Annotated in this window: 16 protein-coding genes; 6 read left to right on the forward strand and 10 right to left on the reverse strand. The window is 63.6% G+C overall.

All coding sequences use genetic code 11. The features are described from left to right. Positions 1-1,905: DNA polymerase III subunit alpha (gene dnaE / locus EOA23_RS21105; RefSeq protein ID WP_127305567.1), on the forward strand; the 1,905-nt coding region annotated here is incomplete at its 5' end. 1 nt (position 1,906) lies between these two features. Here the strand turns inward: dnaE and EOA23_RS21110 are convergent. Beyond that, positions 1,907-2,794: a DMT family transporter gene (locus EOA23_RS21110; protein WP_127305568.1), complete on the reverse strand. Its 888-nt coding sequence runs from the start codon at positions 2,792-2,794 to the stop codon at positions 1,907-1,909. 214 nt (positions 2,795-3,008) lie between these two features. Here EOA23_RS21110 and EOA23_RS21115 point away from each other — a divergent pair, with 214 nt between their 5' ends. Continuing rightward, positions 3,009-3,512, forward strand: a complete 504-nt coding sequence (locus EOA23_RS21115; RefSeq protein WP_126060500.1) for a hypothetical protein — start codon at positions 3,009-3,011, stop codon at positions 3,510-3,512. Between the two features lie 66 nt (positions 3,513-3,578). Here EOA23_RS21115 and EOA23_RS21120 read toward each other — a convergent pair whose 3' ends face one another. Beyond that, positions 3,579-4,907, reverse strand: a complete 1,329-nt coding sequence (locus EOA23_RS21120) for a DNA polymerase IV (RefSeq protein WP_127305569.1) — start codon at positions 4,905-4,907, stop codon at positions 3,579-3,581. Positions 4,908-4,972: 65 nt separating this feature from the next. On the opposite strand from EOA23_RS21120, the gene EOA23_RS21125 reads away from it, so the two are divergent. Further along, a complete protein-coding gene (locus EOA23_RS21125) occupies positions 4,973-5,548 on the forward strand; it encodes a GNAT family N-acetyltransferase (RefSeq protein WP_127305570.1) in 576 nt (191 codons plus the stop codon). A gap of 101 nt (positions 5,549-5,649) precedes the next feature. Continuing rightward, positions 5,650-7,230 (forward strand): hypothetical protein, encoded by a 1,581-nt coding sequence (locus EOA23_RS21130; RefSeq protein ID WP_127305571.1) that lies wholly within the window; start codon positions 5,650-5,652, stop codon positions 7,228-7,230. A gap of 112 nt (positions 7,231-7,342) precedes the next feature. On the opposite strand, the gene EOA23_RS21135 is transcribed toward EOA23_RS21130, so the two are convergent. Both EOA23_RS21135 and EOA23_RS21140 read right to left on the reverse strand, forming a co-directional pair. Then, on the reverse strand, positions 7,343-7,996 hold the full coding sequence (locus EOA23_RS21135; protein ID WP_126060504.1) for a hypothetical protein: 654 nt from the start codon (positions 7,994-7,996) through the stop codon (positions 7,343-7,345). Then, positions 7,993-8,292: a DUF3572 domain-containing protein gene (locus EOA23_RS21140; protein WP_112127631.1), complete on the reverse strand. Its 300-nt coding sequence runs from the start codon at positions 8,290-8,292 to the stop codon at positions 7,993-7,995. Before EOA23_RS21140 ends, EOA23_RS21135 begins: the two co-directional genes overlap by 4 nt. A 236-nt stretch (positions 8,293-8,528) precedes the next feature. On the opposite strand from EOA23_RS21140, the gene EOA23_RS21145 reads away from it, so the two are divergent. Next, positions 8,529-8,900 (forward strand): response regulator, encoded by a 372-nt coding sequence (locus EOA23_RS21145; protein ID WP_027166515.1) that lies wholly within the window; start codon positions 8,529-8,531, stop codon positions 8,898-8,900. 33 nt (positions 8,901-8,933) lie between these two features. Then, positions 8,934-10,307, forward strand: a complete 1,374-nt coding sequence (locus tag EOA23_RS21150; RefSeq protein ID WP_127305572.1) for a PleD family two-component system response regulator — start codon at positions 8,934-8,936, stop codon at positions 10,305-10,307. Positions 10,308-10,847: 540 nt separating this feature from the next. Here EOA23_RS21150 and rpmG read toward each other — a convergent pair. From rpmG to rnr, 6 genes are all read right to left on the reverse strand, one after another. Beyond that, positions 10,848-11,015, reverse strand: coding sequence for a 50S ribosomal protein L33 (gene rpmG / locus EOA23_RS21160; protein ID WP_006201775.1), 168 nt, complete (start codon positions 11,013-11,015; stop codon positions 10,848-10,850). A 156-nt stretch (positions 11,016-11,171) separates the two neighbouring features. Then, positions 11,172-11,630 (reverse strand): hypothetical protein, encoded by a 459-nt coding sequence (locus EOA23_RS21165; protein WP_127305573.1) that lies wholly within the window; start codon positions 11,628-11,630, stop codon positions 11,172-11,174. Between the two features lie 195 nt (positions 11,631-11,825). Further along, positions 11,826-13,001, reverse strand: coding sequence for an MFS transporter (locus tag EOA23_RS21170; protein ID WP_126060507.1), 1,176 nt, complete (start codon positions 12,999-13,001; stop codon positions 11,826-11,828). Positions 13,002-13,021: 20 nt separating this feature from the next. After that, positions 13,022-13,762 carry an NUDIX hydrolase gene (locus EOA23_RS21175; RefSeq protein WP_127305574.1) on the reverse strand — a complete coding sequence of 247 codons (741 nt, stop codon included), beginning with the start codon at positions 13,760-13,762 and terminating at the stop codon, positions 13,022-13,024. An 88-nt stretch (positions 13,763-13,850) separates the two neighbouring features. After that, complete coding sequence (locus EOA23_RS21180) at positions 13,851-14,297, reverse strand: DUF983 domain-containing protein (protein WP_041008907.1); 447 nt, start codon at positions 14,295-14,297, stop codon at positions 13,851-13,853. Further along, positions 14,297-16,142 (reverse strand): ribonuclease R (gene rnr / locus EOA23_RS21185; RefSeq protein WP_127305575.1); only part of this gene is annotated, 1,846 nt, incomplete at its 5' end. The genes EOA23_RS21180 and rnr, both read right to left, overlap by 1 nt.

Raw genomic sequence — 16,142 nt, forward strand, 5'->3', positions numbered from 1 at the left:
GGCCTTTATCGCCATGCCTCGACGCATGCCGCCGGCATCGTCATCGGCGACCGGCCGTTGTCCGAGCTGGTGCCGATGTACCGCGATCCGCGCTCGGACATGCCGGTCACCCAGTTCAACATGAAATATGTCGAGCAGGCCGGGCTGGTGAAGTTCGACTTCCTCGGCCTGAAGACGCTGACCGTGCTGGAAACTGCGGTGAAGCTCATCCGCCGACGCGGCGTCGATATCGACCTTGCCCGCATTCCACTCGACGACAAAGAGACTTATTCGATGCTGTCGCGCGGCGAGGTCGTCGGCGTGTTCCAGGTTGAAAGTGCTGGCATGCGCAAGGCGCTGATCGGCATGCGACCGGACTGCATCGAGGACATCATCGCGCTGGTGGCGCTCTATCGCCCCGGTCCGATGGAGAATATCCCGACGTACAACGCCAGAAAGCATGGCGAGGAGGAGATGGCCTCGATCCATCCCAAGATCGACCATCTGGTGAAGGAGACGCAAGGCGTCATCGTCTACCAGGAACAGGTGATGCAGATCGCGCAGGAGCTGTCCGGCTATTCGCTTGGCGAAGCCGACCTTTTGCGCCGCGCCATGGGCAAGAAGATCCGCGCCGAGATGGACAAGCAGCGCGAGCGCTTCGTCTCCGGCGCGGTCGAGCGGGGCGTCTCCAAGCCGCAGGCCGACTTCATCTTCGATCTGCTGGCGAAATTCGCCGACTACGGCTTCAACAAGTCGCACGCGGCGGCTTATGCCGTGGTTTCCTATCAGACCGCCTATCTCAAGGCGCATTACCCGGTCGAGTTCCTCGCGGCGTCGATGACGCTCGACATGAGCAATACAGACAAGCTGGCCGACTTCCGCCAGGACGCCATGCGCCTTGGCATCGAGGTGGTGGCGCCGTCGGTGATGACCAGCTTCCGCCCGTTCGAAGTGGGCGAGAACAAGATCTTCTATTCGCTGGCGGCGCTGAAGGGCGTCGGCGATGCGGCGGTCGAGCATATCGTCGCCGTGCGCGGCGAGAAGCCGTTCAAGAACCTTGCCGATTTCTGCGAACGGGTCGATCCGAAGATCGTCGGCAAGCGCGTCCTCGAAAGCCTGATCATGGCCGGCGCGTTGGATTGCTTCGGCCATGACCGCGCCCAGATGATGGCCGGCGTCGAGAGGATGATGGGGCTTGCCTCGCTGGCGCAGCAGAACGCCATTTCCGGTCAGGCCGACATCTTTGGCGCATCCCTTGGCAGCCAGTCGCAGGCGCTCAACCTGCCGGCGACCGACCCTTGGCTTGCCGCCGACCGGCTGCATCGCGAGTTCCAGGTGGTGGGCTTCTATCTCTCCGCGCATCCGCTCGACGAGTACAAGGCAGCGCTTCAGAAGATGCGCGTGCAGAACTGGGCGGAATTCTCGGCCGCGGTCAAACGGGGCGCGGCCGCCGGGCGGCTTGCCGGCACCGTCACCACCAAGCAGGAGCGCAAGACCCGCACCGGCAACAAGATGGGCGTGGTGCAGTTTTCCGATACGACCGGCCAGTATGAGGCGGTACTGTTCTCGGAAGGGCTGGCGCAGTATCGCGACATGCTGGAGCCCGGCCGCTCGGTGGTGATCACCGTTTCGGCCGAAGACCGGCCGGAAGGCATCAATCTGCGCATCCAGACCGTGCAGTCGCTGGAGGACGAAGCCAGCCGCATCCAGAAGGCGTTGCGCATCTTCGTGCGCGACGCGGCACCACTCGGCACGCTGGCCAACCAGCTTTCGGTCAAGGGCGAAGGGCAGGTGAGCTTCGTGCTGATCAAGGAAGCCGGCCAGGGCGAGGTCGAGATCGAGCTGCCCAATCGCTACCGCATTTCACCGCAAGTGGCGTCGGCAATGCGGGCGGTGCCGGGTGTGGTGGAAGTAGAGCTGGTTTAGCTCAGGGCGTTGCCGCCTCAGCCTCCGCCACTTGCGGCGTCTTCTTCTGCAAATTGAGCAGGTTGCCGGCCAGAATCAGCGCCGCGCCGCCGGCGGTGAAGATGTCGATCTGTTCGTGATAGAGTAGCCAGCCGACAAACGCCGACAGCGGTACGCGCAGGAAATCCATCGGCGAGATGAGGGTGGCGTCCGCATAGGCCAGCGCGCGCGCCATGCAGAAGTGCGACGACATGCCTGTGAAAGCAATCACCACGATCCATGGCCAAAGCGCAAGCGGCGGGTTGCGCCACTCGTAGAGCGCGGGCAGCAGGCCGAGCACCGACTGGATGATCAGCATCCAGAAGATAATGCGCACGACGCTGTCTGTCCTCGTCAGCGATTTCACCATGACCACCGAACAACCGAAGCAGACCGCGGCGCCCAGCACGATGAGCTGCCCCGGGTTGACCGAGCTGACGCCTGGACGCACGATGATGATCACCCCGATCAGGCCGAGCACGATAGCCGTCAGCCTAGGCCTGGAGAGCCGTTCGCCAAGAAAACCGACTGCGAAAACCGCGGTCCAGATCGGTGTGGTGAATTCAATGGAAATCAGCACGGCGAGCGGTATCAGCGTCAGCGCATAGAGCCACGCCGCCTGGCCGGTATAGTGGATGACATTGCGGGCGATATGCGTGAACGGGCGTTTCGTGAGCATCGCCGGGAAGCCGCCGCTTGTTATCACCAGCGGCAGCAGGATGAAGAAACCGATCACCGAGCGCAGCTCCAGCACCTGGAAGACGTTGAGATCGCTGGTCGTGGCGCGGCCAGCAACGGTCATCGCCAGGAAGGAGGCGATTGACAGCGCCATCCAGAATGCGGCTTTGGGGATCGAGGGAGCGGGTGCCATTTGGGCCTCTATCTCGCAAGCCCGGGCCTGGCCTGCAACCGTTAGCGGCGTCATTCCACTGGGCCAGGGATTCGTGTCAAAAAACAGTCATCGCCGCGGCGGAACCTGACGCCTGGGCATCCGTTAAGCCCACGCCTTCCGTCGGCAGGCGCCGGCCGAACCGTTTCGTACTTTCCTGGAATTCTACTAGTGATCGCGAGAGGGGAACACCTTGATGAAATCGACCGCTGCTTGGCTGGCCGCCGCCTGTCTTTTCTGCGCGACCGGCGCGCATGCCGACGAGGCGGCCTTCCTGCGTTCGCTGCAGGGTGAGTTTTCCGGCAAGGGAACGGTCAGGATCAGGACGAACACGCCGGTGATGAACATTAACTGCACCTTCACCTCGGACGCGACGGCGGACTCCCTGTCGCTTGATGGCACCTGCCGCGCACTGCTGATCATGTCGCGCGAAATCCGCGCCGACCTGAAGGTCAGCGGAGCGAGCTACACTGGCACCTATATCGGCTCGCGCAGCGGACCCGCCGGGCTCAACGGAAGCCGCAAGGGCGATGCGATCGACCTCGACATCCATTGGGCGAAAGTCGTCAATGGCGACCGCGACGCGGAGCTGACGGTCGAGAAGACCGGGCCGGACAATATGCGCATGACGGTGACCGACATGGATCCCGCCACCGGCAAGATGGTGGTGACCAGCCGGATCGACCTGAAGCGCAACTGACCTTTGCTTTGACGCAATTCCGGACGGAAAACCGCTCACACTTTTCCCGGAATTGCTCTTTAAACCTCAATCCTCCAACGGCTCGGGCGGGTTGGCGGCACGGCCCTTGCCGAATGTATAGCCGGTCTCGACGGCTTTCCTGCCGAACTTGTCGCGCAACGTGTCCATCGCGCCTTCGGCCAGCGCGCGCTTGCGCGATTGCAGGTCGACCAGGTCGGGCGGGTCGGCCTTGTCGTCATGGGAGAGATCGCTGACCCCGATGCCGAGCAGGCGGAACTTCGTGCCGTCGGCTTCGCGGCGCAACAGGTCGAGGCCGGTCTGGAAGATGCGGTCGGCAAGGCGCGTCGGATCGCCGAGCTGGCGGTTGCGGGTGCGGGTCTTGAAATCCTGCGTTTTGAGCTTCAGCACCACGGTTCGCCCCGCAATGCCGGATTTCTTCAGCCGCGCCGAGACCTTTTCCGACAGACCGCGCAGCACCGGCACCAGATCCGCCAGGGCTCCGATATCGGTGTCGAAGGTAGTCTCGGCCGACACGCTCTTGGCGTCGCCGCCGGGGTCGACCGGGCGGTCGTCCTCGCCGCGCGAGAGCCGGTAGAGCCGGTCGCCCATGACGCCATAGCGGCGCATCAGATCGCCGCGCTCCATGCGCTGCAACTGCGCGATCATGCGGATGCCGTCGCGCTCCAGCGTCGCGGCCAAAGCCTTGCCCACGCCCCAGATCAGCGTCACCGGCTGCGCGGCGAGAAAGCTCGGCGCCTCCGCTTCGCCGATCACCGAAAAGCCGCGCGGCTTGCGGAAATCCGAGGCGATCTTGGCCAGGAACTTGCAGTAGGAAAGGCCCGCCGAGACGGTGATGCCGAGTTCCTTTTCCACCGTCTGCGCGAAGCGCGCCAGCACCAGCGCCGGCGGCATGCCGTGCAGACGCTCGGTGCCGGCGAGGTCGAGAAACGCCTCGTCGATCGATAGCGGCTCGACCTGCGGCGTCAACGCCAGCATCAACGCGCGGACCTGACGGCCGACGCCGACATATTTCTCCATGTTGGGCGGAATCACCACCGCTTCCGGGCAGAGTTCCAGCGCCTTGAACATTGGCATGGCCGAGCGAACGCCCTGGATGCGTGCGATGTAGCAGGCGGTGGAGACGACGCCGCGACGGCCGCCGCCGACGATGACCGGCTTGTCCTTCAGCGCCGGATTGTCGCGCTTTTCGATCGCCGCGTAGAAGGCGTCGCAATCGATATGGGCGATCTTGAGCCGGTAGAGCTCCGTGTGCCGGACAAGGCGCGGACTGCCGCAGCGATCGCAGCGACGCGTCTCCGAGCGCTGGAGCGCCAGGCAGTCACGGCAAAAACCGTGTTCGGGATTGTTGACAGGAGCCGCCATCGCTGCGAACATAAAGAGAACAAACGCAATGGTACGACAGCGCAGGGCTGGCAACAAGCTTGGCCTGGGGAGAACGCATGAGCATGACCATAGCACCGCTGACCCCCGAGCGCTGGGCCGATTTCGAGGACCTCTTCGGCAAGCAGGGTGCCTGTTACGGCTGCTGGTGCACGCATTTCCGGCTGGCGCCGGCGGAGCGCCGCGCCAGCGACAAGGAGCGCAACAAGGATCTCATCAAGGCACGCATCGAGGCGGGTCCGCCGCCGGGGCTCCTGGCGTTCGAAGACGGCAAGGCCGTCGGCTGGATGCAGGTCGGCCCGCGCGCCGACGTGCCCGAGTGGAACAATCAGGGCAGGGGCTCGGCGCCGATCGATCCGGCCGACGCCGGCGATCCGGCCGTCTGGGCGATCTCCTGCTTCTTCATCCGCGTCAAAGCGAGGGGCCGCGGCGTCTCGCATAGGCTCGTTGCGGGCGGCATCGCCTTTGCGCGCGAGAATGGGGCGAGGCTGCTGGAAGCCTGCCCGATCGACCTGTCGCGCGATTCGCGCTCGATCGGGCTTTTCGTCGGCTCGTCGCGGGTGTTCGAGAAGGCCGGCTTCGAGAGGCTTGTCGAACGCAAGCCCGGCCGGCCGCTGATGCGGCTGATGCTTTAGCCGGATGCGCTTTTGGCCTACAGTCGGCGTCTTGCGGCTGTAACGCTTCTTGCCTACCAGAAGCACCATTGTTTCGTCTTCCGACAGCACGGAGAACCGACGTGAAGCGTATTTTGCCACTTGCCTTTGCCCTCGCGCTCAGCGCGCCAGCCATTGCCCAGACCGTGGACAGCCAGGGCGCCAAGCAGCTTTCCGACGATCTGGCGCGCTATTTCGGCAAGCAGGCGTTCGACAAGGGCGTGCTCAAGGTTTCGGTGGAGGGCAACGCCTACAAGATCGCGCTCGACATCAAAGCGCTCGTCAATGCGGTGCCGGAGCAGAAGCTCCTGAAGTTCGACATGGCCCCGTACGCGCTGATGGTGAAGCCGCGCAGCGACGGGTCGTGGGACGTCTCGTCGGATTTCTCGCAGGGCGCGTCATTCGAGTTCGATGGGCCGGAAGGCCGCCAGAGCATGGAATTCACGATCAAGGACGGCAAGCTGACCAGCGTCTACGATCCGGCCCTTGCGGCCTTCACCAATGCAACCAGCTCCTTGGCCGGGATGACCATGACCTCCCGGGACACCAAGCAGCAGGCCGAGGCCTCGACGGGCGCCGGCACCGCCACCGTTGTCGCGACCAAATCCGCCAGTGGCGGCGTAGACTTCACGGCGACTCAAAAGGTCTCGGACTTCGTCGAGACCATCAAGGTCAACGATCCCGACAACGGGATGAATTTTCCGCTCACCTTGAAAACGCCGGAACTTTCCGTTGACGCAACCGGCAAGGGCGTGCGGACCAAGCCGCTGCTCGACCTGCTTGCCTTTGCCGTGGCGAATGAGGACGAAGCCAAACTCAAGGCGAACCAGGCAGAGCTCAAATCGCTGATGCTGGCCGCGCTGCCGATCTGGCAAAGGATCGACGGCAATTACGGGTTCAAGGATTTCGAGGTGGAGAGCCCTGTCGGCAAGTTCGGGGCGAAGCAATTCAGCACCGCATTCGGCATGGACGGCGTCTCCCAGAACGGCAAGGTCGATTACACGATCAAGGCCTCGGGGCTGACGATCCCGCATCAGACCCTGCCCGAATGGACCACCCCCTTGCTGCCAACCGACATCGACCTGAATTTCGGCGGCGCCAATATCGATCTCGATACGATGGCGAAGAAGGCGATCGAAGCCTTTGATCTCAACAAGGAACCACCGCTCTCGGATGAATTCGGCAAAGCTCTGGTCGCCGATTTCAAGGCCAAGAATCCCAAGGTCGTCATCGGGCACAGCACGGTGAAGAACGGCGACATCGAGGTCGCGCTGGAAGGCGAGATGACATTTCCAGGCGAGAAACCGGATGCGACCTTGACCGTTGACGTCGCCGGTTATGACAAGATCGTCGATGCCCTGAAAGAAGGAGCCAAGAGCGATGAGCAGATGGCGCAGGCCTTCCCCTTTGCCCTGGCCGTCAAGGGCTTCGGCAAGACGTTGCCAGACGGTCGCCTGGAGTGGGTGATCAACACCAAGGCCGATGGGTCTGTCGCAGTCAATGGTGCGATGCTGAAGGGCCCGGACGAGGTCCAGGACGACAGCGCTGGACAGGACGACAATTCGAGCGGCGATGACGGCGCGAACGGAACGGACGATTCCACTGGAGGCGACGATTCGGACGGCGGCAACAATGGCGGGGCGGGCGCTAAGCTGCAGCCCTGAAGCATTCGCGCTAGAGCAATTCCAGGAAAAGTGTGAGCGGTTTTCCGTCCGGAATTGCGTAAAAACAAGGAGATAGAGTGGTTCGCCCGTTTCCGTGAAACGGTGAAACGCTCTAAATACGGAGCGCGGCAGCGATCTTGGGCGCGGCCTCGCGCCAGTCCTCGACCGAGATGATGTCTTCCGGCGTCGGCGGCAGGAAGGCGCGCAGCGAGTTGTCGGCCATCAGATGGAAGAGGTGGGCGTCGGCCACGGAATTGCGCGCCGAGACGAGGTTGGAGGGCTGGTCGTCGACAAAGGCGACCGGCCGACCCTTGAAGCCCCGCAGTTTCGCGATGGCCGGCCCCTTGGCCATCTCCGTGGTCAGCAGCGGGTAGTCGAGTCCCAGCGCATCGAGATGGGCGCGGCGCACGGCGCGATGCTTGTGCGGCATCGCGGTCAGCAGGACGATCTCGGCGCTTCGTCCAAGCATCGCCAGGGCATCCGCCGCGCCCTCGGTGATGCTTTGCCAATCCGCCTGGCTGTCGAAGAATTCGCCCAGCAGCGCCGTCACTTCCGGCTGTTCGATCAGCCGGCCGGTCGCCGTTTCGGCGATGTTGCCGGTGAGGCGGAACGAATTCAGCGTCAGCCCGAAACCGCGTGTTTTGAGGAAATGCGGAAAGGGCCGGACGAATTCGAGCACGACATCGTCGACGTCGAGCACCAGCAGCGGCCGGTCGTCGGCGGCAAGTTCCTCGATCTGCCGCGCCGTCTCGGGATCGTCGCTCATGTCGAGCGCTCGTGATCGTCGTTGCCGAGCGGGAGCGCGCGCAATGCCTTGCCGACGGCGGCTGGCGGCGTGCCGGTCTCCTCGGCGAAGCGCAGCAGCGTCGGCTCATGAGCGAGGATGAATTGCAGAACGCCGGCAAGGAAGCCAGGCTCCGCGGCGGCCTTGCGGATCGAGTTGGCCTCAATGCCGGTGATCGCCAGGAAGCGGGGCAGAAGTTCCGGATCGGCGGCGACGAAGCCCAGCGCCTTGACGGCAATGGTTTCCGCTTCCTCGCGCATTGACGCTGCGTTCGCCATCATTACCTTTGGAATGGTGGATTTTTGAGTCTGCTAACGCAGTAACGGCAAGCGTCGCTTGCGGCAAGCCTCCGCTCTCTCCCACAAAACGCCCGAAGTTGGAATTGGTGCAGCTTTCCAACCTCCGGTTTCCGTTTCATCAATTATATTGGGCTAGGGTGGAAAGGGTTGGGTGCGGTCCGAGGAGACGCATTACGACGGTCTTCGACTTCGAGGGCGGTCGGGACGGGAAATTGATGGCTAAGAAGGTCATGATCGTCGAGGACAACGAGCTCAACATGAAGCTCTTTCGGGACCTCATCGAAGCCAGCGGTTACGAGACGGTCCGCACGCGCAACGGGTTGGAGGCGTTGGATCTGGCGCGCCAGCACCGGCCGGACCTCATTTTGATGGACATCCAGCTGCCCGAGGTCTCCGGCCTGGAAGTGACCAAATGGCTGAAGGAAGACGACGAATTGCATTCGATCCCCGTCATCGCCGTCACCGCCTTCGCGATGAAAGGCGATGAGGAGCGCATCCGCCAGGGCGGCTGCGAGGCCTATATCTCCAAGCCGATCTCGGTGCCGCGCTTCATCGAGACGATCAAATCCTATCTGGGCGATGCCTGATGCCCGTGACCAGCAGAACCGGAGCCTTTTGAGATGACCGCGCGGATCCTCGTCGTCGACGATATCCCCGCCAATGTGCGGCTGCTGGAGGTTCGGCTGCTTGCCGAGTATTTCGAGGTGCTGACGGCCAATAACGGCCCTGATGCGATCGAGACCTGCGAGAACGGCAAGGTCGACGTCGTGCTGCTCGACGTGATGATGCCGGGCATGGACGGGTTCGAGGTCTGCAAACGCCTGAAGGGTGATCCGGCGACCTCGCATATACCGGTGGTCATGATCACCGCGCTCGACCAGGTCTCGGACCGGGTGCGCGGCCTCGAGGCCGGCGCGGACGATTTCCTGACCAAGCCGGTCAACGACCTGCAGCTGATGACGCGCGTGAAGAGCCTCGTCAGGCTGAAGTCGCTGACCGACGAGCTCAGGCTGCGCGCATCGACCACGCGCAATATCGGGATCGAGGAACTTCTGAGCCGTGATTTCGCGACCGAAGACGTCAAGCCGAAGGTGCTTCTCATCGACGAGCGCAGATCCTCGGTCGAACGCATCCAGAAGATGCTGCGCCACAGCGCCGAGCTCGATGTCGCGACCGATCCGAATGCAGGGTTCTTCCAGGCGGCGGAGACGCCGTATGAATGCGTGCTGATCTCGACCGCCTTCTCCGGCTTCGATGCGCTGAGGCTGTGCTCGCAACTGCGTTCGCTCGACCGCACCCGCTTCCTGCCGATCATGCTGCTCGCCGACGAGGGTGAGGAGGGCCGCATCCTGCGCGGACTGGAGCTCGGCATCAACGACTACCTGATCCGGCCGATCGACCAGCACGAATTGATGGCGCGGCTGCGCACACAGGTGCGGCGCAAGCGCTACAACGACCAATTGCGCGCCAGCGTCGCCCAGACGATCGAGATGGCGGTGATCGACGGGCTGACCGGGCTGCACAACCGGCGCTACCTCGACAGCCACCTGCAGACGCTGTTCGATCGCGCCGCAGCGCGGCGGCGGCCGCTGTCGGTGATGATCACCGATCTCGACCGCTTCAAGTCGATCAACGACACCTATGGCCATGACGGCGGCGACGACGTGCTGCGGGAATTCGCCAGGCGGCTGCGCAAGAATGTGCGCGGCATCGATCTCGCCTGCCGCTTCGGCGGGGAGGAGTTCGTCGTTGTTATGCCCGACACCGACGGCGCGGTCGCCGAGAAGGTGGCCGAGCGCATCCGCGCCGAGATCGCCCAGGCGCCTTTTGCCATCGGGAGCGACGGCAAGACGATCGAGGTGACGGTCAGCGTCGGCGTATCCTCGCTTCTGAAGGGAACCGACAGCGTCGCGGCGCTGATGAAGCGCGCCGACCTTGCGCTCTATGAAGCCAAAAGCGGCGGCCGCAACCGAGTGGTCGCCAAGGCGGCTTGAAGCGCCTCGCCATCTTCCCGACCCGCTGTTTATGCTCTAGATTTAGATTTCGCGCATGCTCGCGCTTCAGCGGCATGCCTGCAAAAGGCGCCGATTCCCGGCCGTCCCCACAAGGTTAGGAATTTACCTTAACCCGAGCGATTCGCGAGCGGTGGTTAAGAAATGGTTGATTTTTATAAGGTCTTGCGCAAATCTGCGGCGCATAGACAGAAGGCAAAGCCGGCACGAGGGTAGACTAGCCGGCTCGATCCGAAAAATACCCCATGATGCTCAGGTCCGCCGCATCTCCTGGGTCCGTGGGGTCGGCCGGCCGGCGCTGGCACATAGTGGCCTCCTCGTACCGCTGCCAAACGCCGACCGGCCCCCTTTTTTCAAAAGACTAAAGCGCGTCGCGATCTTCGGATTCGCTCCATGCGCTTTAGGTTTTTGACCGGGAACCAGCGCTGAACAGCGGCGCGGTTCCCTTGCCGCCGGTCCCTCCTGAAAACAAAAACGCCGCCCCAAGGGCGGCGCTTTTGGCTTACACGGCGGGAAACCGGATTACTTGATCTTGGTTTCCTTGAACTCGACGTGCTTCTTGGCGACCGGATCGTACTTGCGGAACGAGAGCTTGTCCGTCTTGGTACGGCTGTTCTTGCTGGTCACGTAGAAGAACCCGGTGTCGGCGGTCGACAGAAGCTTGATCTTGATGTTTGCGGCTTTGGCCATGATGTTCGTCCGTTAATGTTCGTGGAGTTTTGGCCGCTGGAGCACGGGGAAAACACCCGGACGCGGGAAACTTGGCGCGACACATAAAGAACGCGTCCGGAAAGTCAAGCCCGGGCGCCTCCTTCGCCTCATTTCGGCATCGTCGGAGTTCACGCTTCAGGCGTTGTGCTCGACCAACTGCCCCTTCTTTTTCCAGTCGCCCGTCGTGTTCCACCAGCGATTCGGATTGGCGCGGTCGTCGAGGCCCTTGGAGCGGCTGGCGAGCAGCGGCTGGATGCGGATGACGGGCTCCTGGTAGGAATGGGCCTGGAATATCGCCTCGACGACACGGGCGGCGAGCGCCTGGTCGTCGGCGATCTCGAACGACACTTCGACGGTCCCGGGGCGCCGGCGCAGTTCGTTCTCAGCGCCGGCAGCGGCGCCCTCGAGCGGCCGGTAGCGCTCGATGCCTTGCGCCGACTGATAGGCGTTGCTGTCATATTTGCCCATGCGCAGCGGGGTGATCGCCACCACCGCCTCCATGATGCGCTCGACATCGGCGGCTGGCGCCTGGAATGTGACGAGCAGAAGCAGTTCCATCCTGAGGGATCTGGTTTCAAAGCCGCTGTCGATCATCTCAATTCTCCTGCCTTGCATTAGAGGCAGGGTATAGCAGGGGTGCTGCTGACACGGTGATGTCAGGATGTCCGATGCCGGCGGCGTCCGCCCAAAGCGCGTCGCGCTGAAACAGATTCAGGCGACGCGCTTTAGGTCCTTATTTTGATGCATGTCGTTGTCCCAGAACCGCTGAACACTTCTGGGCGACATGCATTAGAGAATCTTGCGCACCAGCCGGACCAGGACCAGAAGCATGTAGGCGGCGAAAAAGATCGCCAGCGACCAGCCGAAGCCGGAGGGGCCGAAGGCATCCATGCCGATGCCGATCGCCTGCGGACCGATCACCATGCCGACGCCGTAGCACAGCACGAAGGCGGCGTTGGCGGACGCCAACTCATGGCCGGAAAGCTGCGAGCCGAGATGGGCAAGGCCGATCGTGTACATGGCCGCGACGACGCCGCCCCAGACAAACAGAAGGGCGGCCATAAGATGCCAGTTCTGCGCGAAGAAGGGCATGAAGACGGTGCCGATCAGGCCTACGGTGGCGCAGCCCAGAAGCAGATGGCGCCGGTCCGAGACACGGTCGCTGATCATGCCGATCGGAATCTGCAGAAGCACGTTGCCGAGCCCGATCATCGTCAGCAGAAGTGCAGCGTCGGCCTCGGAATAGCCGATCCGGCTGCCATAGACGGGGAAGAGCGAGAAACCGCCGGTCTCGACCGCGCCGAAGACAAGCACGGCGAAGGTCGCGGTCGGCACCAGCCAGATGTAGCGCAGGAAATGGCTGGTCTCGCTCTCGGCGACGATGGTCGGGCTCTCGTTGCGGGCCGCCAACACTGGAATCGCGGCAAGCGTCACCAGCGCTATGGTGACGCCGAATGGCAAGAAGCCCGAACTGCCGAGATGGGCGAACAGCCAGGGTCCGGCGGCAAAGCCGAGCGACAAAACGGTGGCGTAGATGCCAAGCACGAGGCCGCGGCGGTTCGGCGGCGCGGAGGTGCTGATCCAGAATTCCGACAGGATGAACAGCACCGTCAACGAGATATGCAGGGCGACGCGGAGCGGGAACCACATCCAGAAATCTGGCGCGAAGTGAAAGCCGACAAAGGCGAGCGCGCCGATGGCGATCATCAACAGCATGGTCCAGGCGACGCCGAGCCGCATGGCAAGCGGCGTGGCCAGAGGCGCGCCGGCGATCGAGGCGAGGCCGGCAACGGCCGTGTTGAGGCCGATCATTGAAGCCGAGTGGCCGCGGCTTTCCAGAATGACGCTGAGCAGCGGCATGCCGAGGCCGATGGCGATGCCGACGACGCTGATCGAGGAGATAGCCGCGACCATCGGCAGCCAGTGTACGCGTTCGTCGCCCTGTTGTTGGGTATCGACCGTCATGGGACCAAAATGCTCTGCTTCTAAAGGACTTCGCGGACGAAGCGGTTGCGGACAAGCCGGAAGAACGGCACGGCGCCGCCCGGCCGCAGCAAGGGATCGTCTGCAAGCCGACCTTCCAGTTCTTCCAGGATCATGCCGGTGATGTCCGGGATGTCGGCCTTGCGGGCATCGGCAAGCGGCAGCCAGACGAGTTCCTCCAGCTCGTTGGTCGGGCCGCCGCCGGGCAATTCCACGGCAACGTCGTGGCGCCAGGCGCTGAAGAAACGCGTGTCGAAACGGCGCACGCGATTGGGCGGGGTGATGGCGCGGGCGACGAAGCGTAGCACGTCCAGCGACGGGATGACGCCATGTTCGGCGAAACCCTGCCAGTCGCGCTTCGCGGTCGAGAAGGCGCCCTTTCGGCCGACCAGCAGGCCGGCTTCCTCATAGGTCTCGCGAATCGCCGACAGGGCGATTGCTCGCGCCCGCGCCGCACTGGCGCGACCGGGGCCGGCGACCAGCTTTTTCTCTTCCTCGCCGCGCAGAGGCGCACCGACGGCAATGCGGCTGTCCGCGGGATCGGTGCGGCCGCCGGGAAAGACGAATTTTCCGGGCATGAAGGCATGCCTGGCATGGCGCCTGCCCATCAGCACCAGGACATCCTTGCCCTGGCGATCGAGCAGAATAAGGGTCGCGGCATCACGTGGACGCAACGCGCGGCCGCTGCGCACGGCCAGGCCCTTATCGAGCTTGTCGACATCCGCCTTGGTCATTCCTTCCATGCGCCCGACCTAGCGGAAACTTCCCTGATGTGAAAGTGGCTTGCGCGTCGCGGCTCTTGAACCAGGGCGGACAGCGGTGCGACCTGGCTTACGAATGGCTCTCGAATTCATCCTTCTCGTCGCCGAAGCCGTGCATATAAAGCGCCCATTGCAGGCCGATGACGGCGCCCTTGACCGGTTGCAAAAGTGCGAGCGCGAGAATGATGGTCAGCGGCACCCAGATCAGCGCGTGCTGTAAGTTTGACAGCGTGGTGGTCGCTTCCACTGCCATGAACGAGCCAACCACGATGTGGCCGACAATGACGATGACCAGATAGGCAGGCAGGTCGTCCGCGCGATGGTGATGGATCTCCTCGCCACAGACGCTGCACGTGTCGACGGTCTTGGTGAAGGCGTAAAACAGCTTGCCTTCGCCGCAACGCGGGCAACGGCCGAGAAGGCCGCGCTTGATCGCCGTCCACAGCGGACGGGCGACACGGCCAGAGTGATGCTCGCCACCGAAAACCTGCTCTTCCACATGCGAATCGCCTGGCATCATCTTCTCCTGCCGCGCGGACCGACGCGCGGTTGCGACGCGCGGGCGCGGCCCTTGGCCTTGTGGAACGACCGCCTCGAGCCGGGCAGGGGCTTCGGGTCGGTCAGCATCTCGAAACGCATCGCGCCGGCCATCGGCGCGACTTCGACCAGCCGAACTTCGACGCGGTCGGCAAGCTGATAGCCTTTGCCGGTGCGTTCGCCGAACAGCGATCGGGCGGTTTCGTCATAGATATAGTAGTCGCCGCCCAGAGTTGACACCGGGATAAAGCCGTCGGCGCCATACTGCGGCAATTGGACAAACAGCCCCGCCTTGGTGACGCCGGAGATGCGCGCGTCGAACGTGTCGTTGACGCGCTCGGCGAGATAGGCGGCGATCAGCCGGTCGACCGTGTCGCGCTCGGCGGCCATGGCGCGGCGTTCCGTGGCCGAGATCAGCGCGGCGACCTCTTCCAGCCGATCCGCCTCCTGCTGCGTCAGCCCGCCAGGCCCAAGTCCAAGCGCCGAGATCAGCCCCCGGTGGACGATCAGATCGGCATAGCGGCGGATCGGCGAGGTGAAATGCGCGTAGCGACGGAGGTTGAGGCCGAAATGGCCGATGTTCTTCGGCGAGTACTCGGCCTGGCTCTGCGAGCGCAGCACCACTTCGTTGACGAGCGCCTCGTTGTCGGCGCCGCGCACCCGTTCCAGAATGCCGTTGAACTGGCTGGGCCGCATCTGCGCGCCGCGCGCCAGGGACAGGCTGAGCGTTTGCAGGAACTCACGCAGCGATTCCTGCTTGGCGAGCGACGGCGCGTCATGGATGCGGTAGACAAGGGGCTCTTTCTTGCCCTCCAGGGTCTCGGCCGCCGCGACATTGGCCTGGATCATGAACTCCTCGATGAGCTTGTGCGCGTCGAGACGCTCCGGCACCACGACCCGGTCGACGGTGCCGTCCGGCTTCAGCAGGATCTTGCGTTCCGGCAGGTCGAGCTCCAGCGGCTGGCGGGCGTCGCGGCCGCGCTTCAGCACGGCATAGGCATCCCAGAGCGGCTTCAGGATGCTGTCGAGGAGCGGCCGGGTCTTGTCGTCGGGCACGCCGTCGATCGCGGCTTGCGCCTGCGGGTAGGCGAGCTTGGCCGCCGACTTCATCATCACACGGTGGAAGGAATGGCGCAGCTTGCGGCCTTCCGAGGAGAAGGTGATGCGCACGGCGATGGCCGGCCGGTCCTCGCCTTCGCGCAGCGAGCAGAGGTCGTTGGAGATGCGTTCGGGCAGCATCGGCACGACCCGGTCCGGGAAATAGACCGAATTGCCGCGCTTCAGGGCTTCGCGGTCGAGCGGCTTTCCATAGCGCACATAGGCCGCGACATCGGCGATCGCCACGGTGACGACGACGCCGCCGGGATTCTTCTCGTCCGTGTCGGGGGTGGCGAAGACGGCGTCGTCATGGTCCTTGGCATCGGCCGGATCGATGGTCACCAACGGCAGGTCGCGCCAATCCTCGCGGTGATCGAGCGTCGCCGGTTTCACCGCTTCGGCCTCGGCAATCACGTCCGCCGGAAAGACATGGGGAATGTCGTGGGCATGGATGGCGATCATCGAGACCGCCTTTTCGCTTGTCAGGGACCCCAGCACCGCCAGCACTTTTGCCCTGGGCAGCCCGTAACGGGATGCCCGCGCCGGCTCGACCTCGACGAGATCGCCGTTTTTCGCGCCATTCTGGAATTCCTTGTCGACGATCAGTTCCGGCTGACGGCGTTCGACGGGCTCGATGCGGAACGTGCCGTCCTTCAGCACGCGGAAGACGCCAAGCACCGCGTCGCTGCGCTTCTCGAAGATCTTCATCACCCGGCCGGTATAGGCA

Origin of the sequence: Mesorhizobium sp. M2A.F.Ca.ET.042.01.1.1, from assembly GCF_003997405.1 — a bacterium.
In the GTDB taxonomy this organism is placed as follows: Bacteria; Pseudomonadota; Alphaproteobacteria; order Rhizobiales; family Rhizobiaceae; genus Mesorhizobium.

Bases quoted from the DNA above. Each gene is read 5' to 3' on its own strand.
- EOA23_RS21135 (WP_126060504.1), bottom strand. From the start codon at position 7,996: ATGAGCGACGATCCCGAGACGGCGCGGCAGATCGAGGAACTTGCCGCC.
- EOA23_RS21145 (WP_027166515.1), top strand. From the start codon at position 8,529: ATGGCTAAGAAGGTCATGATCGTCGAGGACAACGAGCTCAACATGAAG.
- EOA23_RS21180 (WP_041008907.1), bottom strand. From the start codon at position 14,297: ATGCCAGGCGATTCGCATGTGGAAGAGCAGGTTTTCGGTGGCGAGCAT.
- EOA23_RS21170 (WP_126060507.1), bottom strand. From the start codon at position 13,001: ATGACGGTCGATACCCAACAACAGGGCGACGAACGCGTACACTGGCTG.
- EOA23_RS21125 (WP_127305570.1), top strand. From the start codon at position 4,973: ATGAGCATGACCATAGCACCGCTGACCCCCGAGCGCTGGGCCGATTTC.
- rpmG (WP_006201775.1), bottom strand. From the start codon at position 11,015: ATGGCCAAAGCCGCAAACATCAAGATCAAGCTTCTGTCGACCGCCGAC.
- EOA23_RS21140 (WP_112127631.1), bottom strand. From the start codon at position 8,292: ATGGCGAACGCAGCGTCAATGCGCGAGGAAGCGGAAACCATTGCCGTC.
- EOA23_RS21165 (WP_127305573.1), bottom strand. From the start codon at position 11,630: ATGATCGACAGCGGCTTTGAAACCAGATCCCTCAGGATGGAACTGCTT.
- EOA23_RS21115 (WP_126060500.1), top strand. From the start codon at position 3,009: ATGAAATCGACCGCTGCTTGGCTGGCCGCCGCCTGTCTTTTCTGCGCG.
- EOA23_RS21120 (WP_127305569.1), bottom strand. From the start codon at position 4,907: ATGTTCGCAGCGATGGCGGCTCCTGTCAACAATCCCGAACACGGTTTT.
- EOA23_RS21150 (WP_127305572.1), top strand. From the start codon at position 8,934: ATGACCGCGCGGATCCTCGTCGTCGACGATATCCCCGCCAATGTGCGG.
- EOA23_RS21175 (WP_127305574.1), bottom strand. From the start codon at position 13,762: ATGGAAGGAATGACCAAGGCGGATGTCGACAAGCTCGATAAGGGCCTG.
- EOA23_RS21110 (WP_127305568.1), bottom strand. From the start codon at position 2,794: ATGGCACCCGCTCCCTCGATCCCCAAAGCCGCATTCTGGATGGCGCTG.